A 23,646-nucleotide genomic window follows, 5' to 3' on the forward strand; every position below is an offset into this window, starting at 1 on the left:
GTGCTGCCAGGGATGGCATGCACGCTTCTCGCTATTCCGGGAGCCTTGAAGCACCGACTGGGAGCAAAGGAGAGACAGCCATGGCAGATAAAGAAGTGTTGCTCACGCCCGAGGGCCTGCGGAAGCTCGAGGAGGAGCTCGAGCTCCTGAAGAGCGTCAAGCGGCGCGAGGTTGCGGAGCGCATCAAGGTTGCCATCAGCTACGGAGATATTAGTGAGAATTCTGAGTATGAAGATGCGAAGAACGAGCAGGCGTTCATCGAAGGCCGCATCATGACCCTCGAGAAGCAGCTGCGCAACGCGCGGGTCATCAACGAGGACGAGGTCGACACCAACGTCGTCAGCATCGGATCGACCGTCAAGGTGTTGGATCTGGATCTGGACGAGGAAGTGGAATACACCATCGTCGGTTCCGCTGAGGCCAACCCCGCGGAGAACAAGATCTCGAACGAGTCGCCCGTGGGCAAGGCGCTGCTTGGCAAGCAGATTGGCTCGATCGTCGAGGTGAACGTGCCCGCAGGCGTCATCAAGTTCAAAATCCTTGAGATCAAGCGGTAAGCGTATTCCGCGGCAGCGCGCCCGGGTTTTGGCATACGGTTGTGCGGACGAGGACCTGTGCCTCGTCCCTTTGCATGTCTGCCGGAGGACGGGCGAGATCGCCCGCTGTCCGCGCGCTGGTGGGAGCGGGGTCGTCCGCTAGCCTTCGGTTTGCAACTTGCGCCGTTTTGTCCAATGATGATACAAGAGACGCCGGGCCCATCATTCCGGTCAACTTTCCTGAGGAGCGTGTCGGTTTGGAAGAGCAAGAGCTGATTCAACATCGCCTGGAGAAGATGAACGCCCTGCGCGATCGCGGCATCGATCCGTTCGGCGGCCGCTACGAGGTGACGCACCACGCGGCCGACATCCATCGCTTCGGCGAGGGGAAGGATCAAGCCGAACTCGAGCGCGAGAACCTTCGCGTGCGCATCGCCGGACGCCTGGTGGCGCGCCGCGGACACGGCAAGGCCACCTTCGCCGTGCTGAACGACGTCACGGGCAACATCCAGATCTACGCCAAGTACGACGTCCTCGGCCCCGAGGCGTACGATGTCTTCCAGCACCTCGTCGACCTCGGCGACATCCTCGGCGTCGAGGGCACGGTCTTTCGCACCAACCGCGGCGAGATCACCGTGCTCGCTGAGCAGGTGACGTTTCTCACCAAGTCCCTCCGCCCTCTGCCCGAGAAGTGGCACGGGCTGAAGGACGTCGAGACCCGCTATCGCCAGCGGTACCTCGATCTCATCGTCAATCCGGACGTGCGCCAGATCTTCATCGCCCGCTCCCGCATCATCCAGGAGATCCGCCGCTTCCTGGACGGCCAGGGCTTCCTCGAGGTCGAGACGCCAACGCTCCACACCGTGGCGAGCGGCGCTCACGCGCGCCCGTTCATCACGCACCACAACGCGCTCGACATGGATCTGTACCTGCGCATCGCCATCGAGCTGCACCTGAAGCGGCTCATCGTCGGCGGCCTCGAGCGCGTCTATGAGATCGGCCGCGTGTACCGGAACGAGGGCGTCTCGACGCGCCACAACCCCGAGTTCACCATGCTCGAGCTGTATCAGGCGTACGCCGACTTCCACGACATCATGGATCTCACCGAGAACATGGTGCGCCACGCGGCCAAGGCCGTGATCGGCAAACTGCACCTTCCCTACGGCGATCACGTCGTGGATCTCGAGTCGCCCTTCAAGCGCGCGCACATCGCCGATCTCGTCCTGGAGCACACGGGCGTCGACTTCCGCCGCGTGACGTCGGACGAGGAGGCGCGGCGCCTGGCCGCGGAGCATGGCGTGAAGATTGAGCCGCACATGACGTATGGGCACATCCTGAACGAATTCTTTGAGCAGCGCGTCGAGGACAAGCTCATTCAGCCGACGTTCGTGTACGGCCACCCAGTCGAGATCTCGCCGCTCGCCAAGAAGAATGCCGACGATCCCCGCTTCACCGACCGGTTCGAGCTGTTCATCGTCGGCCGCGAGCACGCGAACGCCTTCAGCGAGCTGAACGATCCCATCGATCAGCGCGAGCGCTTCCTCGCGCAGCTGCGCGAGAAGGAGGCCGGCAACGAGGAGGCGCAGGCGCTCGACGAGGACTTCCTGACGGCGCTCGAGCATGGCATGCCGCCCACGGGCGGGCTTGGCGTCGGGATCGACCGGTTGGTGATGCTGCTCACGGGCCAGCCGTCGATTCGCGACGTCCTGCTCTTCCCGCTCATGCGCGAGCGGCAGGACGACTGACGCGATGTGCGGTGCGTTGACACGTAGAGCCGGGCACGGAGCCTCTCGCGTGCCCGTTGATGGCGCCATGGGGTGGCGGGCGGAGGTGCCCGCCGCCTGGCATTTCGGGAAAGAATTTTCTTGCGCGATCCGACTTGACACGTAGGGGCCAGGGGTGATAGTATCGTTTTCGCCGCCCGCGAGGCGGCACGAAATCCGCGCGGTGGCGCGGGATTCGCTCCTTGAAAACTAAACACACGAGACCACCGAGCCCGTGAGTCTTTGTGACCACAGGTCAGGATAAAGCACTTGGATTGAGAGTTTGATCCTGGCTCAGGACGAACGCTGGCGGCGTGCCTAATACATGCAAGTCGAGCGGACCTCTTCGGAGGTCAGCGGCGGACGGGTGAGGAACACGTGGGTAATCTGCCTTTCAGACCGGAATAACGCCCGGAAACGGGCGCTAATGCCGGATACGCCCGCGAGGAGGCATCTTCTTGCGGGGAAAGGCCCGATTGGGCCGCTGAGAGAGGAGCCCGCGGCGCATTAGCTGGTTGGCGGGGTAACGGCCCACCAAGGCGACGATGCGTAGCCGACCTGAGAGGGTGACCGGCCACACTGGGACTGAGACACGGCCCAGACTCCTACGGGAGGCAGCAGTAGGGAATCTTCCGCAATGGGCGCAAGCCTGACGGAGCAACGCCGCGTGAGCGAAGAAGGCCTTCGGGTTGTAAAGCTCTGTTGCTCGGGGAGAGCGGCATGGGGAGTGGAAAGCCCCATGCGAGACGGTACCGAGTGAGGAAGCCCCGGCTAACTACGTGCCAGCAGCCGCGGTAAAACGTAGGGGGCGAGCGTTGTCCGGAATCACTGGGCGTAAAGGGTGCGTAGGCGGTCGAGCAAGTCTGGAGTGAAAGTCCATGGCTCAACCATGGGATGGCTCTGGAAACTGCTTGACTTGAGTGCTGGAGAGGCAAGGGGAATTCCACGTGTAGCGGTGAAATGCGTAGAGATGTGGAGGAATACCTGTGGCGAAGGCGCCTTGCTGGACAGTGACTGACGCTGAGGCACGAAAGCGTGGGGAGCAAACAGGATTAGATACCCTGGTAGTCCACGCCGTAAACGATGAGTGCTAGGTGTTGGGGGGACACACCCCAGTGCCGAAGGAAACCCAATAAGCACTCCGCCTGGGGAGTACGGTCGCAAGACTGAAACTCAAAGGAATTGACGGGGGCCCGCACAAGCAGTGGAGCATGTGGTTTAATTCGAAGCAACGCGAAGAACCTTACCAGGGCTTGACATCCCTCTGACCGGTGCAGAGATGCACCTTCCCTTCGGGGCAGAGGAGACAGGTGGTGCATGGTTGTCGTCAGCTCGTGTCGTGAGATGTTGGGTTCAGTCCCGCAACGAGCGCAACCCTTGACCTGTGTTACCAGCGCGTTGAGGCGGGGACTCACAGGTGACTGCCGGCGTAAGTCGGAGGAAGGCGGGGATGACGTCAAATCATCATGCCCCTGATGTCCTGGGCTACACACGTGCTACAATGGGCGGTACAAAGGGAGGCGAAGCCGCGAGGCGGAGCGAAACCCAAAAAGCCGCTCGTAGTTCGGATTGCAGGCTGCAACTCGCCTGCATGAAGCCGGAATTGCTAGTAATCGCGGATCAGCATGCCGCGGTGAATACGTTCCCGGGCCTTGTACACACCGCCCGTCACACCACGAGAGTCGGCAACACCCGAAGTCGGTGAGGTAACCCCGAAAGGGGAGCCAGCCGCCGAAGGTGGGGTCGATGATTGGGGTGAAGTCGTAACAAGGTAGCCGTACCGGAAGGTGCGGCTGGATCACCTCCTTTCTAGGGAGAAGGTTTGGGGCTTACAGGCTTCGGTGGTGGCGTGTGTTTAGTTTTGAGGGAGCGAGAGCTCTCTCGAAGGACCTTGGCAAGTGCATAGGGAGTTTGGGAAGGTGAAGCTAGGAAGGGCACACGGTGGATGCCTAGGCGCCAAGAGCCGAAGAAGGACGGGGCGAACGCCGATATGCCACGGGGAGCCGTAAGCGGGCTTGGATCCGTGGATGTCCGAATGGGGGAACCCGCTGGCGGGAAGCGCCAGCAGCTTGAGGCCGAAAGGCTTCGAGCGGGGAACCGGGGGAAGTGAAACATCTCAGTACCCCGAGGAAGAGAAAGCAAACGCGATTCCGTGAGTAGTGGCGAGCGAAAGCGGAGGAGCCTAAACCGCATGCGTGGGAAAGGCTGCAGCCGTTGCGCATGCGGGGTTGTGGGGCTGTTTGCGGCGAGCTGCAGGGTAGCCAGCCCGAGTGGGTGCGTAGGAGAACGGTCTGGGAAGGCCGGCCAGAGACGGTGAGAGCCCGGTATCCGAAACGCGCGCACGAGGGTGGAAACAGACCCCGAGTACTGCGGGACACGAGGAATCCCGTAGGAATCCGGGAGGACCACCTCCTAAGGCTAAATACTCCTTGGCGACCGATAGTGAACGAGTACCGTGAGGGAAAGGTGAAAAGCACCGCGGGAGCGGAGTGAAAGAGAACCTGAAACCGTGTGCCTACAAGCAGTCGGAGCACCGATGGGTGTGACGGCGTGCCTTTTGTAGAATGAACCGGCGAGTGATGCGGGCGAGCGAGGTGAAGGCGGAGGAGCCAGAGCCGAAGCGAAAGCGAGTCTGAAGAGGGCGTGAGTTCGTCCGCATCGACCCGAAACCGGGTGATCTACCCCTGGTCAGGGTGAAGTGCGGGTAACACCGCATGGAGGCCCGAACCCACTGGCGTTGAAAAGCCAGGGGATGAACTGGGGGTAGGGGTGAAATGCCAATCGAACCCGGTGATAGCTGGTTCTCCCCGAAATAGCTTGAGGGCTAGCGTCAGGGGATGAGTTGTGGAGGTAGAGCGCTGATGGGGTGCGGGGCCCGCGAGGGCTACCAAGCTTCGTCAAACTGCGAATGCCACAATGTCGAGGAACCTGGCAGTGAGACTGCGAGCGATAAGGTCCGTAGTCGAGAGGGAAACAGCCCAGACCCGCAGCTAAGGTCCCGAAGTTCCGGTTGAGTGGGGAACGATGTGGCGCTGCGAAGACAACCAGGATGTTGGCTTAGAAGCAGCCATCATTGAAAGAGTGCGTAATAGCTCACTGGTCGAGTGGCGCTGCGCGGAAAATGGAACGGGGCTAAACCGGACACCGAAGCTCGGGATGGCGACATGGTAGGGGAGCGTTCCATGTGCGGGGAAGCTGAGCCGGGAGGCTTGGTGGAGCGCATGGAAGTGAGAATGCCGGTATGAGTAGCGAAAAGAGGGGTGAGAATCCCCTCCGCCGAAAGCCCAAGGTTTCCTGGGGAAGGCTCGTCCGCCCAGGGTCAGTCGGGACCTAAGGTGAGGCCGAAAGGCGTAGCCGAAGGAGAACAGGTTGACATTCCTGTACCACCGTAGGCGTTTGAGCGAAGGGGTGACGCAGGAGGACGAGGGAAGCGGCCGGATGGAAGGGGCCGTCCAAGCAGCGAGCGTGGGGTGTAGTGAAATGCGCACCCCGAGAAGCGTGAGCTGTGATGGGGAGGGAAGAAAAGTACCGAAGTCCCGACGTTCACACTGCCGAGAAAAGCCTCTAGCGAGCCGAAGGTGCCCGTACCGGAAACCGACACAGGTGGGCGCGTGGAGAACACGAAGGCGCGCGGGAGAACTCTCGTTAAGGAACTCGGCAAAATGGCCCCGTAACTTCGGGAGAAGGGGCGCTCTTCCGTGGGGAAGAGCCGCAGTGAAAAGGCCCAAGCGACTGTTTAGCAAAAACACAGGTCTCTGCGAAGCCGAAAGGCGACGTATAGGGGCTGACGCCTGCCCGGTGCTGGAAGGTTAAGAGGAGGGCTTAGGGGGGAACCCCGAAGGTCCGAATCGAAGCCCCAGTAAACGGCGGCCGTAACTATAACGGTCCTAAGGTAGCGAAATTCCTTGTCGGGTAAGTTCCGACCCGCACGAAAGGCGTAACGACTTGGGCGCTGTCTCAACGAGAGACCCGGTGAAATTGTAGTACCTGTGAAGATGCAGGTTACCCGCGGTTAGACGGAAAGACCCCGTGGAGCTTGACTGTAGCCTGATATGGGACAACGGTGTTCCATGTACAGGATAGGTGGGAGACGGAGAAGCTTGGGCGCCAGCCTGAGTGGAGTCGGCGTTGGGATACCACCCTTGGGACACGGTTGTTCTAACCGGCCTTGTGAGGACGCGAGGCGGGACAGTGTCAGGCGGACAGTTTGACTGGGGCGGTCGCCTCCTAAAGGGTAACGGAGGCGCCCAAAGGTTCCCTCAGCGCGGATGGAAATCGCGCGGAGCGTGCAAAGGCAAAAGGGAGCTTGACTGCGAGACGGACAGGTCGAGCAGGGACGAAAGTCGGGCTTAGTGACCCGGTGGTTCCGAGTGGAAGGGCCATCGCTCAACGGATAAAAGCTACCCCGGGGATAACAGGCTGATCTCCCCCAAGAGTTCACATCGACGGGGAGGTTTGGCACCTCGATGTCGGCTCATCGCATCCTGGGGCTGAAGTCGGTCCCAAGGGTTGGGCTGTTCGCCCATTAAAGCGGTACGCGAGCTGGGTTCAGAACGTCGTGAGACAGTTCGGTCCCTATCTGCCGCGGGCGTAGGATACGTGAGAGGGGTTGTCCCTAGTACGAGAGGACCGGGATGAACCGACCGCTGGTGTACCAGTTGTCCCGCCAGGGGCACCGCTGGGTAGCCAAGTCGGGAAGGGATAAGCGCTGAAAGCATCTAAGCGCGAAGCCCGCCTCAAGATGACGTATCCCATTCCGTGAAGGAAGTAAGACCCCTCGAAGACGACGAGGTGGATCGGTCTGGCGTGGAAGCGCAGTGATGCGTGGAGCGGACAGATACGAATCGGTCGAGGGCCTCACCTGCAAGACTCCCTATGCACGACGGCAAGGGCCAGGAAGACAGATGCGAAGCGACATGCGAGCGAGGCGTGGTTAGGTACCGACTCGTAACGCAGGCTTCGCGGAAGGGACTCAGAGGCGAAGTGAATCGCGAGCGAACACATCTGCAGCCCGAAGGGCGAAGCCGTGTGAGCGAGCGATGAACGAAGCCAGCCTGGTGACCCTAGCGGAGGGGCAACACCCGTACCCATCCCGAACACGGACGTGAAGACCTCCAGCGCCGAGAATACTGGGAGGGAAGCCTCCTGGGAAGGTAGGTCGTTGCCAGGCGAGAGACAAAGGTCAGGCATCTAGCCTGGCCTTTTGTCGTATTTGCCGCCGTTCAGGCACACGTGTCGCTCCTCGCGCGTACGCTGTCGTCAAGGGGCGATCCGGCGTGCGTCCGCTGACTCCTCTTCAAGAAAACACGGTGACCAACAATATCAATACGCACGTCACCCAGGTGAACACTGCGGTCACCCTATTGAACACCGCGATCATGCTCGTTTCCATTGGTCTATCCCTGTACGCCCTGAAGAAGGCCCGCCAAGCTTCGCGGCCATTCGCCGACGCCGCCTCGAGCCCGTTCACCACCTCCAGGATCGCCCGGGCGCGGCAATCGCGGCACCTTACACAAACGCGTCGCCCGCACCGGAAGTCGCACATCCGCTCAACCCGGTAGAAGAGTCACAAGCATGGCTCAACGAAAACAGCAAGCCCCTGGGGCGTCACGGCCGCAGGGGCTTGCATCGCTTTGTCACCCTCGGTGAATGAAAAACGGGAGCTTCTCCGCGCCCATCATGCGCGCATACACAAACAACTGCCCCTTATGGTGAACCTCGTGGTCGATCATACTGCCAAGCAGCACTTTGACGGGCAAATCCCTTCCAAACAGCGCCTTGGTGTCGACGGGGCTTTCAAACTGTTCATCGGTGACAGAGGCAATGTCTGCATGAGTCCGGTCTGTGAAGGCCGAGATCGCTTGCAGGAGCGCCTGCTTGGTGCTGAGGTCAGGTTTTTCGGGCCTGTCCGTGATGCGCCCCGCTTTGGCCGCGGCCGCGAAGAAGGCGCTTGTGGAGAGAATGTGCCAGACGAGATCGCGAAATGACATGGCCTGATCCCACGGCTTGAAGTCGAGTTTGTCCTCGGGGACGGATTCCACGAGCGGCCCGAGGACGTCCCGGTGCGAGTGCCAGTGGGTCAGCACGGATTGGGCTTTGGTCATGCGACATCGCTCCCTTCTCCTTGCTTCGCTTCGAGCTTAGCACGATCGCGTCCCCTGCAAAAGGGCGGGATCAGGTGAGCGAGATTGAAACTTCTTGTACAATGGGACCGAGACCCTATCTCCCGACGGAAAGGCAGGCGCTGTATGCACCTACTGCAGGTCATCATCTACGGAATCGTGCAGGGCATCACGGAACTGTTTCCTATCTCGAGCGTCGGACATGCTGTCATCTTGCCGTATCTGTTCCGCTGGACGGAATTCTCCGAGTCGAATCAATTCCTCCCGTTTGTTGTCATGCTCCACCTCGGGACGGGCTTGGCGCTGCTCATCTACTTCTTGCCGGAGTGGATCCATCTGATCGCCTCGATCTTTGATCGGCGCCGACGGATCGAGCGGCGAATCCTGCTTCTCATCATCGTGGCGACGATCCCGGCCGCGGTGCTGGGCAAGATTTTTGAACACAAACTGCAGGAGTTGTTTCCGTCGGCCCTGTCCGCCTCGATCTTCCTCATCGTCAACGGCCTGATTTTGTTTTGGGCGGATGGGATGCGGCGCCGCCGGAGGCGCAACACCACGAGGATCGAGAATTTGTCGTTTGGGCGGAGCTTTTTCATCGGCATTGTCCAGTCGTTGGCGCTCATCCCGGGCTTTTCCCGAAGCGGCATCACGATGGCGGCGGGTCTTGCGAGCGGCTTGGAATACGAGGACGCGGCGCGGTTCAGCTTTCTGCTCGCCACGCCGGTCATCCTCGGCGCGGGGATCCTGGAAGTGCCGAAGATGCTGCATCAACACAACCACGCGATGTTTCACGACGGTCTCATCGGCGGATTGTGCGCAGGCGTGCTGGCGCTCCTCAGCACCGCCTTCCTGATGCGGTACTTCCAGACCACCGAGGTGCGCGCCTTGCGTCCATTCGGATGGTATTGTATTGTAGTGGGCGTGGTTGTTGCCATTCTGGCGGCGTTGCACATTCAGTTTTGAATTCAGCGCGCAGGTGTATAGCGATGGCGCGAGCGGGTGAGCCGACAGCTCGCCCGCTCTTTCCACGTTTGATTCGTGATGCGAAATAGCAGCGCGATCGCGTCCAAAGAGAGATTCTGCAGGGGGGATGATGCGTGGCTGTGGTGCAGGCGGTTCGCGAACAGGGGCGGATGAACCGGGACGCCGTGTGGAGTATCAGCGGTTCTCACTTTCTCAACGACTTGTCGACGACCGGGCTGGTGCCGGCGTTGACGCAGCTGTACAAGCCGCTGTTTCACCTCAACTACACGGAGATCAGCCTGATCGTGCTTGTGTCCTATATCACGTCGTCCGTGGCCCAGCCCTTGTTCGGCGCCTGGGCGGATCGCCATCCGAAGGCGTGGATGCTTCCATTGGGACTCTTGTTATCCACGCTCGGGATCACGCTGACGGGGGTTGCGTCGAGCTACGGCGCGCTGCTGCTCATGGTGGCCGTGAGCGGCCTGGGATCGGGGGCGTTCCATCCCGAGGCCTCGCGCGTGGCACACCTCGCGGCGGGGCGGGCGAAGGGCCTGGCTCAGGCCATCTTTCAGGTCGGAGGAAACGGCGGTCAGGCCATTGGTCCGCTCATCGTGTCGCTGTTCATTCTCTCGGCTGGCCTTCATAGCATCCTGTGGATGTTTATCGGTGTGGCGCTGGGTTTGGTGTTCACGCTCCGGTTGTATCCGTGGTACAAGGCGGCGCTTCGCGATTACGCGAAGGTGCGCAAGACCATCGAGGGCGAGAATCGGATCGGCGCCGTCGCGCTGCTGGTGGTCGTGATCGTGCTTCGCTCGTGGTGCCAAATCGGCATCGCCCAGTTCATGCCGTTCTACTACGCGCACAAATTCGGGATGTCGTATCAGCTGTCCGATGCGCTCATGTTCGTGTTTCTGGGGGCGGGCGCGCTGGGGACGTTCATCGGCGGCGCCCTCGCGGATCGCATGCCGAAGCAGCGCATCCTTCTCCTGTCGATGCTGTTGTCGATCCCGTTCGGCTTTGGGTTGCCGTTCCTCCACGGCGCGTGGGCTGCCGTCGCGCTGTTGCCGTTTGGGTTTTTCATCCTTTCGTCGTTTGCGGTCACCGTCGTCTACATGCAGATGCTCCTGCCGCGCAATGTCTCCCTCGCGTCCGGGCTCACCATCGGATTTGGTGTGGGCGCGGGCGGGATCGGCGCGACCTTCTTTGGCGTATTGGCCGATCACGTCGGTCTCACGAGCGTCCTCTACATCCTGATGGTGGTTCCCATCGTCGGCGCGATTCTTTCCGCCTTTCTTCCCGTCGATTCGAAGGGCGGATTCGCTCGCGCTTGATGGATGGGCTCGCGCGCCGCTCGCACAGAGCGGCATTTTTCTTTTCTGCGGGTTATCGACAGGCTCTGTGGACGGGGGTACGATGGAGGCGAATGGGAGGTGGCAATGTTGCCAGCGTACTTCGAACTCGACGTGCCCCAGGCCCTTCGCTGATGGCGAGGGCATAGCCCTTCGCCAGGTTCCATCACGCATCGGGCGGAGGGATGGGGATGAAAGCTTCGTGGGTGGGCGCCGTGTGTCTGGCGCTCGCGGCCTCCCTTTGGGGCGGCACGTATGTGGTGAGCAAAGCGGTCATGGATTGGGTGGACCCGTCGGCGCTCATCTGGTTGCGGTACGCGCTCGGCGTCGTCGCGCTTGCCGTGGCGGGCCTCGTGCGGCGGGTGAAGTGGCGAATTGCCGCGCGCCATCTCGTCACGGTTGCCGCCATCGGCCTCGTTGGCTACGCGCTTTCCATCTGGGCGCAATTTGTTGGGACGCAATGGTCGACGGCGCAGATGGGCGCCGTCATCACCTCGGGTACGCCGGCGTTCATGGTGATCTTCGCGCGCCTGCTCCTGGGCGAAGCCATCACGTGGAGGCGGGCCGCGTCTGTGATGCTCGCGACGCTCGGTGTGATCGTCATGATTGGCGTCGGCCACCAGGCGAACAGCCGCGTCGCGTGGGGCGGTCTGATTCTGCTCGTCGCGGCTGTCACCTGGGGGCTTCAGTCCGTGCTCGTGAAGCGCGTGCCTTCTGAATATTCCTCCATTGTCGTCACGGCGTACGCGATGCTCGTCGCCCTCGCCGTGATGACGCCTCTCGGTTGGCCGCACATGCCGAGCCTGAGGACGATTTTGGGTCACACGTGGGTGTGGATGGGTAGTCTTTATCTCGGCGTGTTGTCCACGGCCGGCGCGTTTCTCCTTTGGAATGAGGGGTTGCGGCGAATGCCGGCGGGATCGGGCGCCGTGTACTTCTTTCTGCAGCCTCTCGTGGGCACCGCGCTCGGGTGGCTCGTGCTGGGGGAAACCGTCTCGGCCTCCTTTTGGCTGGGGGCCCTGCTGATTCTTGGGGGCGTGGCGCTCGTGGTCCGCGAACCGGGGCCTTCCGCGACTTCTCGGAGATGGGCGCGGTCGCCATCCAAAGAAGGGTCTCAGGACTCATGACGTCCGCCGCACTCCTGTACTACGATCCGTGCTGATCGCCACGCTGGGACCGGAGGGTGTTGCATCGCCCTCCGGGCGCCAAGTCCTGGAGGAGATGCATGATCGCGTTTCTCCCCTTCGGCCTCATTGTCTGGGGTGTGTACACGGCCTGTTGGGTGGTGCGCGCCGCTGTTCGGCGGTGGCGCCTCGAGTGGCGGACGATGTTCGCGCACCACGCCCTGTTCCTCTACGTCCTGTGGATGGTGGACGTCGCGCTCTTTCCAATTCCACTGCATGGGGTACCGTCGTGGCCCGAGATCGACATGTCCCCTTGGGAAACCCTGAGGAGCGCGCTGAATGTGCGCACGGGCGCTTGGCAGATCTTCGCTCGCTCTATCGCGCAGTTTGTCCCGCTTGGCGCGGCCCTTCCGGTGCTGTACGTCGCCATGCGCCGGCTGTCGCTCGTCCTCATGGTGTCGTTTTTCACGGGGTCCGTCCTTCAGGTGGCCGGGCTCATCATCTCGGCTCGCATCGGGATCCCCTACCGGCTGTTCGAGGTCGACGACATTCTGTTCAACTGCGTGGGCGCGGCCATCGGCTTTGGTTTCTGGCGCGCTCGGCGATTCATTCGCGTTCGTCGCCCGACATCCGCTACACTGAAGGGGATGGGTGACATGCCAAGAGGGGAGCGAGGGACATGGAGCTTGGGCTCAAAGGCAAAGTTGCCGTGATCACCGGCGCATCCAAGGGCATTGGCCTAAGGACCGCGACGTTGCTCGCGATGGAGGGCGCCGATGTGGCCATCTGTGCGCGCACGGAAGCGGCGCTCGAAGAGGCCAAGCGCGCCATCGAACAGGCGTCGGGGCGGCGCGTGTTCGCCATGCCGGTCGACGTGCGCCAAGCGCAGGCGTGCGAGTCGTTCATCGACGCGGTCGCGGAAACGTTTGGCCGGATCGATATTCTGGTGAACAACGCGGGGACCGCCAACGCGCGAGACTTTCTCTCCGTGAGCGACGAAGACTGGCAGGGCGATCTCGACCTGAAGCTGTTCGCCGCCATTCGCTGTTCGCGCCGCGCCGTGCCTCACATGCAGCGACAGGGCGGGGGGGCCATCGTCAACGTCACGGCCATCGGCGGCAAGACGCCCGGGCCATCGTCCATGCCGTCGTCCGTCACGCGGGCGGCCGGGATCGCGCTGACCAAGGCCATGAGCAAGGACCTCGGCAAGCACGGGATCCGCGTGAATGCGGTCTGCATCGGGCAGATTCGGAGCGATCAGATCGAGAAGATGTGGAAGGCGCAGCGGCCGGACCTCACATGGGAGGAGTTTTCTCGGCTCCCGGAACACAACATCCCGCTTGGGCGCATCGGCGACACGGACGAAGCCGCCCGGGTGATCGCGTTTTTGGCGTCCGACGCGGCGTCGTACGTGACGGGCGTCGCCCTGAACATCGATGGCGGGCTCGCGGCGATGTGGTAACCCGGCGAGCGAAACAGGGCGGGCGGCGGTGGAGATCACCGGGCGTTTGCGCCGCGCTCCGGCGCGCGGCGCTTGGGAGCGCGGGCCCATACTTGTTCATCCGTTTTGCTGGCGGAGCCACGCGCCGATTCGCCGCGCCGCCTCCATCAGCACGGGGATATCGTGGACAAACGCCATGCGGACATGCCCCTCGCCGCGCGGCCCGAATGCGATCCCGGGGGTGACGGCCACGCCGGTCTCTTTAAGCAGCGCGAGCGCGAACGGGTACGAGGGCTGACCGCCCGGCGTTTGGGCCCACAGAAACATCGTGGCCGCCGGTTTGCGCACAGGCCAGCCGGCTTCGGCGAGCGCCGCGCAGAGCGCATCGCGCCGCTCGGCGTACACGGCTCGCTGCCGCTCGTAGCCGTCCCACGGCGTCGTGAGGGCCGCGATGGCCGCGCGCTGCACAGGCAAAAACACGCCGAAGTCGATGTGTGACTTCAGCTTGCGCAGCGCGGCGAGCGCGTCGGGGCGCCCGACGGCGTACGCGATCCGCGCGCCTGCGAGGTTGTACGTCTTCGAGAGCGAGTTGAACTCGATGGCCACCTCTTTGGCGCCCGGGATCGACAGGATGCTGATGGGCTGAACGCCGTCGAACACGAGCTCCGAATAGGCGAAGTCGTGCACGAGAAGCAGGTCGTGCTGCTTCGCCAACGCCACGGCCCGCTCGAGCGTGTCTCTCGTCGCGATCGCGGCGGTCGGATTGGACGGGAAGTTGAGGATCATGAGCTTCGCCTGTCGCCACACCTCAGGTGGGATGGCGTCGAAGCGGGGCTGGAGCGTCTCGGCGTCCACCGGGATGGGCTCCACCCGCGCGCCCGCCAGGCGAACCCCTGCGTCGTAGATGGGGTATCCCGGATCGGGGATGAGGGCGAGATCGCCCGGGTTCAGGAAGGTGAGCGCCAGATGGCTGAGCCCGTCCTGCGACCCGGCGAGCTGTAGGACCTCCCGCTCGGGGGCCAGGGTCACGTCGTATCGCTCGTAGAACCGGGCGACGGCCTCGTGAAACTCCGGCAGCGCGGTGATGGCGTACCGGTAATCTCCGGGATCCTGCGCGGCGCGAATCAGGGTCTCGACGGCGTGCGGCGGCGGAGGCAAATCGGGCGATCCGACGCTGAGATCGATCACGTCGAGTCCCTTTTTGCGCCGCTCGTGGGCCGCGATGGCAAGCTCTTGGAACACGCCGTCTGGAAGTTGATTGAGTCGTTCCGATGGTGTCATGCTATCGTCCTCGCTCGTCATTTGCAGATTCTCTTTCAGGATACACGCATTCAAAGGAGTGGAATAGTCGCCGATGCGAAAAATCGCGTTTCTCGCCTCCCACAACGGATCCGGCATGCGCTACCTGCTCGCGGCCCGGGCGCGCCATGAGATCGAGTTTGATCCGGTGCTCGTCGTGAGCAACAATCCGGGCAGTCCGGCGCTCGCGTATGCGCGCGAGATGGGCATCCCGACGGCCGTGGTCAACGAGAAGCGCTGCGGCGGCGCGGCGGAGGCGGATCGGGCGCTCTGCGAGGCACTGCGCCAAGGCGGGGCGGAATGCGTGCTCCTCTCCGGCTACATGAAGCGCATCGGGCCGACGACGCTCTCCGCCTACCGAAACCGCATCCTCAACATTCATCCGAGCCTGTTGCCGAAGTTCGGAGGGCCCGGCATGTACGGCATGCGCGTGCACGAGGCCGTGATCGCGAGCGGAGAATCTGTGACCGGCGCGACCGTGCATCTCGTGGATCACGAGTACGATCACGGCCCGGTGCTGGCGCAGGTCGAGGTCCCCGTTCTCCCGGGCGACACGCCCGAACGCCTGCGAGAGCGCGTCCTGGAGGTCGAAGGTCCCCTGTATTTGCTGGTGCTGAAGAAGATCGAGCGCGGCGAGATCGATCTGGATGCTTTTGGCGCCGCCGCGCCCCTGTGATACGATGGCGAACGAAGGGGAGGCGACGACATGCTCGCAGTGATCATGAAGCAGTTCGGCGGGCCGGAGGTGCTCGAAATCGGCGAGGTGCAGACACCGCAACCCGGCCCTGGCGAGGTGTTGGTGCGCGTTCGCGCGACGGCCCTGAATCGCGCCGATCTCCTGCAGCGGCGCGGCCTGTACCCGCCTCCGCCGGGAGCGTCGGAGATCCTGGGCCTCGAGATGGCCGGGGACGTGGAGGCGCTTGGTCCAGGCGTGTCGTCCGTCAGCGTGGGCGATCGCGTCGCGGCGCTGTTGCCTGGCGGCGGCTATGCGCAGTACGCCGTGGTTCCGGCCGGCATGCTCATCCGGCTGCCCGATACGCTCTCGTACGAGCAGGGCGCGGCCATCCCGGAGACGTTCCTGACGGCCTATCTGAACCTGTTCGTGCTCGGCCGCTTGAGTCCCGGCGAGACGGTCCTCGTACACGCGGGGGCAAGCGGCGTCGGCACGTCGGCGATTCAACTCATCCGCCTCGCGGGGGCGCATAGCATCGTGACGGCGGGCAGCGCCGACAAAATCGCCAAGTGCCTTGAGCTCGGCGCCAAGGCAGGCTGGAATTATCACGACGGATCGTTCGTCGACTTTGTCCGCCGGGAGACAGACGGTCGCGGCGCCGACATCATCTTCGACTTCGTCGGGGCGCCATACTTCCACGACAATCTTCGCGCGCTGGCCGTCGATGGGCGGCTCATTGTCATCGGCACGATGGGCGGCACCAAGGTCGACGGGTTCGATCTCGGCCAGATTCTCGCCAAGCGCCAGCAGATCATCGGGACGGCGCTTCGCTCCCGCAGCTTGGAGGCGAAGATCGAACTCACCGCAGCGTTCGTGGCGTTTGCGTACGACGCGCTCGCGAAGGGCGAGATCGCACCGGTCATTGACCAGGTCTACGACTGGCGCGAAGTCCGCGCCGCGCATGAGCGGATGGAGGCCAATCAAAACATCGGTAAAATTGTCCTCAGGGTGACGGAGTGACGAAAGACGCCTCACCCTGGCGGCGCTCTTCGGGCCTGACGCGATGTTGCGTGTCAGGCCTGAATTTGTTTGCGTTGATGCGCGCCAGAAGGGCATGTATCGTGTTCGACAGAAAGCGATTACAACTGTCGAAGGAGGGCGTAACGTGGCGACCCATGTTGCGGCGCAACCCGTCGCGTCGAGTGGCCGGGCTCGGGCGGCGATGCAAAAGTTCGGTGGCTTTCTGGCGGGCATGGTCATGCCCAATATCCCGGCGTTTATCGCGTGGGGTCTGATCACCGCATTCTTCATTCCCACGGGGTGGACCCCGAACGCGAAACTCGACCAACTGGTCTCCCCCATGGTCTCCTTTCTCATTCCCGTTCTCATTGGCTTCACCGGTGGGCGTCTCGTGCACGGGATCCGCGGGGGCGTCGTCGGCGCCATCGCCACGGCGGGCGTGGCCATCGGCGCGTCTCAGCCGATGTTCATTGGCGCGATGATCATGGGGCCGCTCGGCGGCTACCTGATCAAGCAGTTCGATCGCGCCGTCGAAGGGCGCATCCGCGCAGGATTCGAGATGTTGGTGAACACGTTTTCCGCGGGCATTCTGGGCGGTGCACTCGCGATTCTCGGCTTTCTGGCCGTGCAGCCGGTCATGGATCGCGTCTCCGCCTGGCTGGGCGCGGCGGCCGTGTGGGTGACCAACGCGCATCTTCTGCCGCTCATCGCCATCTTTATCGAGCCAGGCAAGGTGCTGTTTTTGAACAACGCCATCAACCACGGTATCCTTGAACCCATTGGCGTCGAGCAGGCCAAGCAGACGGGCAAATCTATTTTCTTCCTGCTCGAAACCGATCCGGGGCCGGGTCTCGGGCTGCTCATGGCCTACTGGGCGTTCGCGAAGGGCGCCATTCGGCAGTCGGCGCCTGGCGCGATTCTGATTCAGTTCTTCGGCGGAATTCACGAGGTGTACTTCCCGTACGTGCTGATGCGGCCCGTCCTGGTGCTCGCCGTGATCCTGGGCGGCATGGCGGCCGACACGACCTTCATGCTGCTGCACGCGGGACTTGTGGCGACCCCGTCGCCCGGCAGCATCTTCGCCGAGATCGCCATGACGCCGAAAGGCGGCTACTTCCCGGTGCTGTCGGGCATCTTTGTCGGTGCGCTGGTCTCGTTCCTGGTGGCTTCCTTCTTCATCCGCCTTTCGCGCGATGAGATGGACGAGAGCACCTTGGCGTTTGCGCAGGCCGTGGTGCAGGACATGAAGTCTCAATCCAAGTTTGCGCCGTCCGCGCAGGCCACGGCTCAAGCGCCGGTGGAAGAAGCGACGCTCGCGCGCGTGCCGGAGGCCGTGTACTTCGCGTGTGAGGCCGGTATGGGATCGAGCGCGATGGGCGCTTCAATTCTCAAAAAGCGGCTGCAGGAGGCGGGTTACGACATCCCCGTCCATCACGTGCCGGTGAATCAACTGCCTTCCACGGCTGAAGTGGTGTTCACGCAGGCCAGCTTCGAGACCCGCGCGCGGCAGGTCGCGCCGAAGGCGAAGATCTACTTGGTGCAAAACTTCTTGAACAAGGCGACCTACGACCAGTTGATTGAGGACCTTGACCGTCTGAAGGGATGAGGCATGGCGAACGAACTGACGGATCGCCAAAAGCTCCTGCTCTTCGAACTGGTGCGGCGCCCGGAAGGCGTGGATCCTTCCGAGGCCGCGCGCCGTTTGGACGTCAGCCGCCGCACGCTGCAGCGCGATCTGCGCGCCGTCGCTGGCTGGCTGCGCCCGTTTCGGGCGCGGATCGAGAGCCAGGGCGGGCGGTTGTGCCTCCTGGCTTCGCCGCAGGAATTGGGCCGCATTGAAGCCGCGCTGGGCCCTGTGACCGCGCGGTCCGCGGCCGTCACACCGCGTCAGCGGGCTGCGCTTCTCGCCCTTTGGCTTCTTGCGGAGCCCGGGCCGCTCAAACTTGCCTACCTGGGCAAGGTCCTCGACGCCGCGCCCGCGAGCTTGAGCGGCGATTTGAACGATCTCGCCCCATGGCTGCGCGCTCGCCACCTGACGCTCGTGCGTAGGCAGGGTTTCGGCGTGTTGGTCGAAGGGAGCGAGGTGGCCAGGCGCGAAGCCATGGCTGACATCGTCTACGAGCAGATTTCTCCGTATCAACTGGCTCGCATGACCACGCGAGAAGGCGATCTCAGCCATCCCGTCGCGCGCTGGCTCGTTCAATTTGTCCAAGATCCGGTGCTCAGGGCCGTCGCGGATGTCGTGGAGGCGGTGTTGGGCGCCGCGGAGCCGCCGGTCGAGGAGGCGGATCGATTTGAGGTCTGGCTGTACGCGGTGATCCAATGCCTGCGGGCCGCCAGACGAGGGCTGGTGCGCGGAACGGATCTGGACGAGGGCGCAAGGCCTGGCGATGTTGCGCTCGCGAAGGAACTCTTGTCGAGTGTGGCGAAGGCGACTGGCCTTCCGGCCCTCTCGACCGAACCGGAGATCCGGTATATGGCCAGGCACCTCGCCGGCCTCCGCGTGCGCCTGGATGACGATTTCCGGCTCCTTCCGTCCAACGTGACCGCGCTCGATCTCGCCCATCGGTTCGTGCGCGCGGTCGAGGACATCACGCGGCTGCCGTTTGCGTCGGACCATCTGCTGGTGAGCGGGCTGGCCCAGCACCTCGCGCCTGCGCTCGATCGCGTCCGCGCCGGGCTGCCCATCCGCAATCCGCTGCTGGAGACGGTCAAGGCCCGATACCCGGAGCTCTTTGCCGCGGCGGAATCGGCCTCGCGCGAAGTGTTCGCTCCACACGGACTTCGGCTGCCGGATGAGGAAATCGGCTTTCTTGCCATGCATCTCGGCGCCTCCCGAGAGCGGCGATTGGCAGAGGAGAAGTGGCGAGCCGTGATCGTCTGCCCCCACGGGCTCAGTTCTGCGAGGCTTCTCGCGAGCCGCGTGCGCAAGGAGTTGCCCGAGATCTCCGTGCAGGAGGTGGCTTCGGCGAAATCCGCCGCGCACTTAAACGCCGATCTCGTCCTGTCCACCGTTTCGCTGCCGGAGGCGGACGTGCCCGTCGTGGTCGTGTCCCCGTTTCTCACGGAGGAGGACCTCCGCGCGGTTCGGTTCGTGCTGGCGAAGCTCGAACGGCCCGCGCGTACCTCGCCGGAGCCGGGCGAGGCGCTGCCGGGCGCATCCACGTGGGCCTTGCGGCTCGCCTCTTCGGCCAGGACGTCCTCCATTCGCGCGCAGACGATGGACGATGTCATTCAGCTCGTGGGACTCGATCTCGTCCGGCAAGGGCGCGCTTCCGACGCCGGGCCGATTGTGGCGGCCATCGAGCGCAGGGAGCGATTGGGGAGCGTCGTGCTACCGGGTCGTCAACTCGCAGTCCTGCACGCGCGGACCGACGGGATCGACGGCCCGTTTGTCGGTGTCTATCGCTTGGAGCGGCCGATGTGGACGCGGGGGGTGGGAGAGGACGAGCCCGTGGCGGTCGTGCTGGTCCTGCTTGCGCGCGTGCAAGAGGACCCGGGCGCGATCGACGGTCTTGGCCGCATCTCGGCCGCTTTGGTGGAATCTGAGGCGTTGGTGGAGGCGCTGAAAAGCGCCGACGAAGAGGAAGTTCGACGGCGTCTGTACGACGCGATGGTTCGTCTGGGGGAGTGAATGAAGATGGTGAAATTGGACGCGCGCCACGTGGCGCTGAACCTAGGGCCGGAGCCGAAAGAAGACGCCATTCGGCGGGTGGGCCGCATGCTGGTGGATCTCGGCCATGTGGAGGCGCCATATGTGGACAGCATGCTCGAGCGCGAGGCTTCGACCACCACGTACATCGGCAACGGGATCGCCATCCCGCACGGCATGCCGGATTCGGTGAAATACATTCGCGCGTCCGGCATCGTGGTGGCGCAGTACCCGGACGGCGTGGATTTCGGCGGGGAGAAGGCGAGGCTTGTCATCGGCATTGCGGGCAAGGGCGAAGAGCACATGGAACTTCTTTCTCAGATCGCGACCGTCTGCATGGACGAGGACAACGTGGCGAGACTGGTCCAGGCGTCGTCGGCCGACGAGATTGTGCAGATTCTGGAGCGTGCGTCATGAGGCGGGCGCTCCACTTTGGCGCGGGCAACATCGGCCGCGGTTTCATCGGCTGGTTGCTCGCGGAGGCCGGATTTCAGGTGACGTTTGCGGATGTCGTGCCGGGTCTCGTGAACGAGCTTGCGGCGAAGCGCAGTTACCGCGTCATTGAGCTCGGCGAGGAAAAGCGCGTCGTCGAGGTGCAAGGCGTGGACGCGTGCCTGCTCGGCTCGGAGCGGTGCATCGAGCTTGCGGCGACGAGCGATTGGATCACGACGGCGGTCGGCGTTCGCCATCTGGAAGGCGTGGCCGCGGTGTTGGTGGAGGGGTTCCGCCGGCGCATGCAGGCGGGCCGAGAGGGCGACGTGATCGTCATTGCGTGTGAAAACGCGGTGCGCGCGACGTCCCAACTGCGCCATCACGTCGAGCGGCTGGCGGACGACGCGTTGCGCGAATTCCTGGATGCGTGCGTGCGCTTCCTCGATGCCGCGGTGGATCGCATCGCTCCGAACCGCGAAGGACACGCGGAGGATGCGCTGGACGCCGTGGTCGAGTCGTACTACGAGTGGGTCGTGGAGGCAAGTCCCGTGCCCGGCGCGCCGCACGGCATTTCGTGGGTCTCGGATCTCGATCCGTATCTAGAGCGCAAGCTGTACCTCGTGAACGGCGCGCACGCCGCCATTGCGTATCTCGCGCATTTGCGCGGCATCACGACCATCGGCGAGGCGCTCTCGCGCAAGGACATCGAGGAGCACGCCGCGCGATTCCAGGAGGAAGCGGCGCACGGACTGGCGCATCGGCACGCCGCATTCGATGTCGCCGATCTCGCCGCGTACGCCGAGAAGGTGCGGACGCGTTTCGCGAACCCGTACGTGGTCGATCACGTCGCACGCGTCGCGCGCGATCCGCTGCGCAAGCTGGCGCCAGGCGAGCGCCTTGTGGGCCCCCTCGTGGCGGCAGCCGAAGCGGGCAGCGAAACGACGGCCATCGAGCGCGCCATCGCGTCCGCGCTGTACTACGTGGACGAGAACGACGAGGCTTCGGTGGAGTTGCAGCGGCGAATTGCAACCGACGGCGTGGAACAGGTGGCTCGCGCGGTGTGCGGCCTCGAGGGGCCGCGGCTTCGCGGCGTGATGGCCGCGTACAGAGAGCTTCAAGCCGAAATCCATTAAACGAGACGGATTCACAGGAGGTTATGGAGATGGCGATGGCACAGCGAGAGATCGAACTGAAAAACCCTTCCGGGCTGCATGCTCGGCCGGCTTCGCTGTTTGTGGCGGAGGCGAACAAGTTTCAATCGGAGATTTTCTTAGAGGCGAAGGGCAAGCGGATCAACGCCAAGAGCATTCTCGGGCTGTTGTCGCTCGCCATCGGGCAAGGCACCGTCATCAAGATTGAGGCCGAGGGCGAGGACGCAGAACAGGCCGTCACAGCGCTGTGCGATCTCGTCGCGTCCGGGTTCGGCGAGTGAGGTGACCAAGGATGGGCAAGGTGTATCGCGGCGTTGCCGCATCGGACGGGGTGGCGGTGGCCAAAGCGTGGCTCATCGCCCCGAGTGAGCCGTCCGTCGAGCGCGTGGAGGTGGCAGATCCTCAGGCGGAGTGGGCGCGCGTCGAGCGGGCCATCGCCGCCGCGAAAGAGGAGCTCGAAGCGCTGCGCCAGACGGCCTTGGACAAGTTGGGCGAGGCGGAAGCGCAGCTTTTTGTCGCGCACGCGCAGATGCTTGACGATCCCGAACTCACGGGGCAGATTCGCCAAGCCATTGAGGCGGAGCGCGTCAACGCCGAGTGGGCGGTGAAGAGCGTGATCGACACGCTGGTGGGCCTGTTCGACGCGCTTGACGATGAATATATGCGCCAGCGCGCGGCGGACGTCCGCGATGTGGGCAGCCGCCTGCTCCGCCATCTCCAGGGTGGGGAGGGGGCGAGCCTCGCGGTTCTTGCCGAGCCCGTCGTCCTGGTGGCGCGCGATCTCGCCCCGTCCGACACCGTCCAACTGGATCCCGCGCTCGTTCGCGCGTTTGTGACGGACATCGGCGGGCGCACCTCGCACACCGCCATCATGGCGAGATCGCTCGGCATTCCGGCGGTGGTGGGGCTCGGGGACATCACGGCCAACGTGCAGGCTGGGCAGGTGCTCGCCGTCGACGGGAGCGAAGGACTCGTCGTCGTGGAGCCGGACGAGGCGGAGTTGGCGCGCTTCTCGGCGCAAGTGGAGCGGCAGCAGGGGGAGCGCTCGCGCCTCGCGGCGCTGCGCGACGCCGAATCCATCACACCGGACGGCCGCAGGGTCGAGATCGCCGGGAACATCGGCACGCCCGCCGAAGTGGCGCAGGTGTTGGCCCAGGGCGGGGAAGGGATAGGACTCTTCCGCTCCGAATTCCTGTATATGAATCGCGATGCGGCGCCGACGGAGGAAGAGCAGTTTGCGGCGTACAAGGAAGTCGCGGAGGCCATGGCTGGGCGCCCGGTCATTGTCCGCACGCTCGACGTCGGCGGCGACAAGGGCATCCCGTACTTGGGCCTGCCGCACGAGGACAACCCGTTCCTCGGGTATCGGGCCATCCGCGTCTGCCTGGATCAAAGGGAACTGTTTGCGGCGCAGCTCCGCGCCATCCTACGCGCGTCGCACTACGGCAAGCTGCGCGTGATGTTCCCGATGATCGCGACGGTGGAGGAGGTGCGGGCGGCCAAGCGCGAACTCGAGGCGGCGAAGCAGGCGCTGCGCGAGGAAGGCGTGCCGTTCGACGAGGACATCGAAGTGGGCATCATGATCGAAATTCCCGCTGCGGCCGTCATGGCGGATCGCCTGGCAAAAGAAGTCGACTTTTTCTCTATCGGTACGAACGATCTCGTCCAGTACACGCTGGCGTGCGATCGGCTGAACGAGCGGATCGCCCATTTGTATCAGCCGCTCAACCCGAGCGTGTTGCGGCTGGTGAAGATGGTGATTGACGGGGCGCACGCGCAGGGCAAGTGGGTCGGCATGTGCGGCGAACTGGCGGGGGATCCGCGCGCGACCGCGATTCTTCTTGGCCTGGGACTGGACGAATTCAGCATGAGCGCCGGATCCATCCTCAAGGTGCGCGACGTCGTGCGCAACACGCGCTACGAGGACGCGAAGGCGTTGGCGGCTCGGGCGCTGGAGGCGGATACCGAGGCGGATGTGCTGAGACTCGTGGAAGGCTTACGCTCTTGAATTCGATGCGTTCGGCTGCAAAGATCCCGCGGGGTGCATCGCCCCGCGGGATCTTCGCGAAGGGCTTCGCAGGCCGATCCGAGCCTGGAGCGCGTTCGCTAGTACCTTCCTCT

The 23,646-nt window shown here is 63.7% G+C and carries 18 protein-coding genes and 3 rRNA genes; 19 read left to right on the forward strand and 2 right to left on the reverse strand.

Annotated features, from left to right (window positions below; all coding sequences use genetic code 11):
* Window positions 1-80 precede the first annotated feature (80 nt).
* The 6 genes from greA (at window position 81) to AACI_RS01080 (ending at window position 7,860) form a co-directional block, all read left to right on the forward strand.
* Complete coding sequence (gene greA, locus AACI_RS01055) at window positions 81-557, forward strand: transcription elongation factor GreA (RefSeq protein WP_012809648.1); 477 nt, start codon at window positions 81-83, stop codon at window positions 555-557.
* Between the two features lie 236 nt (window positions 558-793).
* Entirely contained in the window at window positions 794-2,281 is a 1,488-nt protein-coding gene (gene lysS, locus AACI_RS01060; protein ID WP_012809649.1) for a lysine--tRNA ligase, read from the forward strand.
* Window positions 2,282-2,570: 289 nt separating this feature from the next.
* A 16S ribosomal RNA gene (locus AACI_RS01065) occupies window positions 2,571-4,108 on the forward strand.
* Window positions 4,109-4,217: 109 nt separating this feature from the next.
* Window positions 4,218-7,163 (forward strand): 23S ribosomal RNA (locus tag AACI_RS01070).
* Between the two features lie 189 nt (window positions 7,164-7,352).
* Window positions 7,353-7,469, forward strand: a 5S ribosomal RNA gene (gene rrf, locus AACI_RS01075).
* Together the 16S, 23S and 5S rRNA genes form the textbook arrangement of a ribosomal RNA operon.
* 106 nt (window positions 7,470-7,575) lie before the next feature.
* On the forward strand, window positions 7,576-7,860 hold the full coding sequence (locus AACI_RS01080; RefSeq protein ID WP_041707194.1) for a hypothetical protein: 285 nt from the start codon (window positions 7,576-7,578) through the stop codon (window positions 7,858-7,860).
* Between the two features lie 75 nt (window positions 7,861-7,935).
* Here AACI_RS01080 and AACI_RS01085 read toward each other — a convergent pair whose 3' ends face one another.
* Entirely contained in the window at window positions 7,936-8,403 is a 468-nt protein-coding gene (locus AACI_RS01085; protein ID WP_008340324.1) for a DinB family protein, read from the reverse strand.
* A 144-nt stretch (window positions 8,404-8,547) separates the two neighbouring features.
* On the opposite strand from AACI_RS01085, the gene AACI_RS01090 reads away from it, so the two are divergent.
* From AACI_RS01090 to AACI_RS01110, 5 genes are all read left to right on the forward strand, one after another.
* A complete protein-coding gene (locus tag AACI_RS01090; RefSeq protein WP_012809651.1) occupies window positions 8,548-9,384 on the forward strand; it encodes an undecaprenyl-diphosphate phosphatase in 837 nt (278 codons plus the stop codon).
* Between the two features lie 134 nt (window positions 9,385-9,518).
* A complete protein-coding gene (locus AACI_RS01095; RefSeq protein WP_012809652.1) occupies window positions 9,519-10,715 on the forward strand; it encodes an MFS transporter in 1,197 nt (398 codons plus the stop codon).
* Window positions 10,716-10,924: 209 nt separating this feature from the next.
* Window positions 10,925-11,860, forward strand: a complete 936-nt coding sequence (locus AACI_RS01100) for a DMT family transporter (protein WP_012809653.1) — start codon at window positions 10,925-10,927, stop codon at window positions 11,858-11,860.
* A 98-nt stretch (window positions 11,861-11,958) separates the two neighbouring features.
* A complete protein-coding gene (locus AACI_RS01105; protein ID WP_012809654.1) occupies window positions 11,959-12,570 on the forward strand; it encodes a VanZ family protein in 612 nt (203 codons plus the stop codon).
* A complete protein-coding gene (locus tag AACI_RS01110) occupies window positions 12,537-13,319 on the forward strand; it encodes an SDR family NAD(P)-dependent oxidoreductase (RefSeq protein WP_012809655.1) in 783 nt (260 codons plus the stop codon). The genes AACI_RS01105 and AACI_RS01110 overlap by 34 nt, the downstream gene beginning before the upstream one ends.
* Window positions 13,320-13,415: 96 nt before the next feature.
* Here the strand turns inward: AACI_RS01110 and AACI_RS01115 are convergent, their stop codons facing one another.
* Window positions 13,416-14,579 (reverse strand): aminotransferase class I/II-fold pyridoxal phosphate-dependent enzyme, encoded by a 1,164-nt coding sequence (locus tag AACI_RS01115; protein ID WP_012809656.1) that lies wholly within the window; start codon window positions 14,577-14,579, stop codon window positions 13,416-13,418.
* A gap of 73 nt (window positions 14,580-14,652) precedes the next feature.
* On the opposite strand from AACI_RS01115, the gene purN reads away from it, so the two are divergent.
* The 8 genes from purN to ptsP all read left to right on the forward strand — a co-directional run bounded on the left by purN (window position 14,653) and on the right by ptsP (window position 23,533).
* Window positions 14,653-15,273, forward strand: coding sequence for a phosphoribosylglycinamide formyltransferase (gene purN, locus AACI_RS01120; RefSeq protein WP_012809657.1), 621 nt, complete (start codon window positions 14,653-14,655; stop codon window positions 15,271-15,273).
* A 30-nt stretch (window positions 15,274-15,303) separates the two neighbouring features.
* Entirely contained in the window at window positions 15,304-16,290 is a 987-nt protein-coding gene (locus AACI_RS01125; RefSeq protein WP_012809658.1) for an NAD(P)H-quinone oxidoreductase, read from the forward strand.
* 145 nt (window positions 16,291-16,435) lie between these two features.
* Window positions 16,436-17,896 carry a PTS mannitol transporter subunit IICB gene (locus AACI_RS01130; protein WP_012809659.1) on the forward strand — a complete coding sequence of 487 codons (1,461 nt, stop codon included), beginning with the start codon at window positions 16,436-16,438 and terminating at the stop codon, window positions 17,894-17,896.
* 3 nt (window positions 17,897-17,899) lie between these two features.
* On the forward strand, window positions 17,900-19,924 hold the full coding sequence (locus tag AACI_RS01135) for a BglG family transcription antiterminator (protein WP_012809660.1): 2,025 nt from the start codon (window positions 17,900-17,902) through the stop codon (window positions 19,922-19,924).
* A gap of 6 nt (window positions 19,925-19,930) precedes the next feature.
* Window positions 19,931-20,359 (forward strand): PTS sugar transporter subunit IIA, encoded by a 429-nt coding sequence (locus AACI_RS01140; RefSeq protein WP_012809661.1) that lies wholly within the window; start codon window positions 19,931-19,933, stop codon window positions 20,357-20,359.
* The gene (locus AACI_RS01145; RefSeq protein WP_012809662.1) at window positions 20,356-21,507 is read left to right on the forward strand and encodes a mannitol-1-phosphate 5-dehydrogenase; all 1,152 of its coding nucleotides are present in this window, start codon (window positions 20,356-20,358) and stop codon (window positions 21,505-21,507) included. Before AACI_RS01140 ends, AACI_RS01145 begins: the two co-directional genes overlap by 4 nt.
* Window positions 21,508-21,536: 29 nt before the next feature.
* On the forward strand, window positions 21,537-21,806 hold the full coding sequence (locus AACI_RS01150; RefSeq protein ID WP_012809663.1) for an HPr family phosphocarrier protein: 270 nt from the start codon (window positions 21,537-21,539) through the stop codon (window positions 21,804-21,806).
* A gap of 11 nt (window positions 21,807-21,817) precedes the next feature.
* Complete coding sequence (ptsP, locus tag AACI_RS01155; RefSeq protein ID WP_012809664.1) at window positions 21,818-23,533, forward strand: phosphoenolpyruvate--protein phosphotransferase; 1,716 nt, start codon at window positions 21,818-21,820, stop codon at window positions 23,531-23,533.
* The last annotated feature ends 113 nt before the right edge of the window (window positions 23,534-23,646 follow it).

Source organism: Alicyclobacillus acidocaldarius subsp. acidocaldarius DSM 446 (genome assembly GCF_000024285.1).
Taxonomy (GTDB): Bacteria; Bacillota; Bacilli; order Alicyclobacillales; family Alicyclobacillaceae; genus Alicyclobacillus; species Alicyclobacillus acidocaldarius.

Bases quoted from the DNA above. Each gene is read 5' to 3' on its own strand.
- AACI_RS01100 (WP_012809653.1), top strand. From the start codon at position 10,925: ATGAAAGCTTCGTGGGTGGGCGCCGTGTGTCTGGCGCTCGCGGCCTCC.
- AACI_RS01085 (WP_008340324.1), bottom strand. From the start codon at position 8,403: ATGACCAAAGCCCAATCCGTGCTGACCCACTGGCACTCGCACCGGGAC.
- purN (WP_012809657.1), top strand. From the start codon at position 14,653: ATGCGAAAAATCGCGTTTCTCGCCTCCCACAACGGATCCGGCATGCGC.
- AACI_RS01125 (WP_012809658.1), top strand. From the start codon at position 15,304: ATGCTCGCAGTGATCATGAAGCAGTTCGGCGGGCCGGAGGTGCTCGAA.
- AACI_RS01115 (WP_012809656.1), bottom strand. From the start codon at position 14,579: ATGACACCATCGGAACGACTCAATCAACTTCCAGACGGCGTGTTCCAA.
- ptsP (WP_012809664.1), top strand. From the start codon at position 21,818: ATGGGCAAGGTGTATCGCGGCGTTGCCGCATCGGACGGGGTGGCGGTG.
- AACI_RS01140 (WP_012809661.1), top strand. From the start codon at position 19,931: ATGGTGAAATTGGACGCGCGCCACGTGGCGCTGAACCTAGGGCCGGAG.
- AACI_RS01135 (WP_012809660.1), top strand. From the start codon at position 17,900: ATGGCGAACGAACTGACGGATCGCCAAAAGCTCCTGCTCTTCGAACTG.
- AACI_RS01110 (WP_012809655.1), top strand. From the start codon at position 12,537: ATGGAGCTTGGGCTCAAAGGCAAAGTTGCCGTGATCACCGGCGCATCC.
- AACI_RS01105 (WP_012809654.1), top strand. From the start codon at position 11,959: ATGATCGCGTTTCTCCCCTTCGGCCTCATTGTCTGGGGTGTGTACACG.
- AACI_RS01150 (WP_012809663.1), top strand. From the start codon at position 21,537: ATGGCGATGGCACAGCGAGAGATCGAACTGAAAAACCCTTCCGGGCTG.
- AACI_RS01090 (WP_012809651.1), top strand. From the start codon at position 8,548: ATGCACCTACTGCAGGTCATCATCTACGGAATCGTGCAGGGCATCACG.
- AACI_RS01145 (WP_012809662.1), top strand. From the start codon at position 20,356: ATGAGGCGGGCGCTCCACTTTGGCGCGGGCAACATCGGCCGCGGTTTC.
- greA (WP_012809648.1), top strand. From the start codon at position 81: ATGGCAGATAAAGAAGTGTTGCTCACGCCCGAGGGCCTGCGGAAGCTC.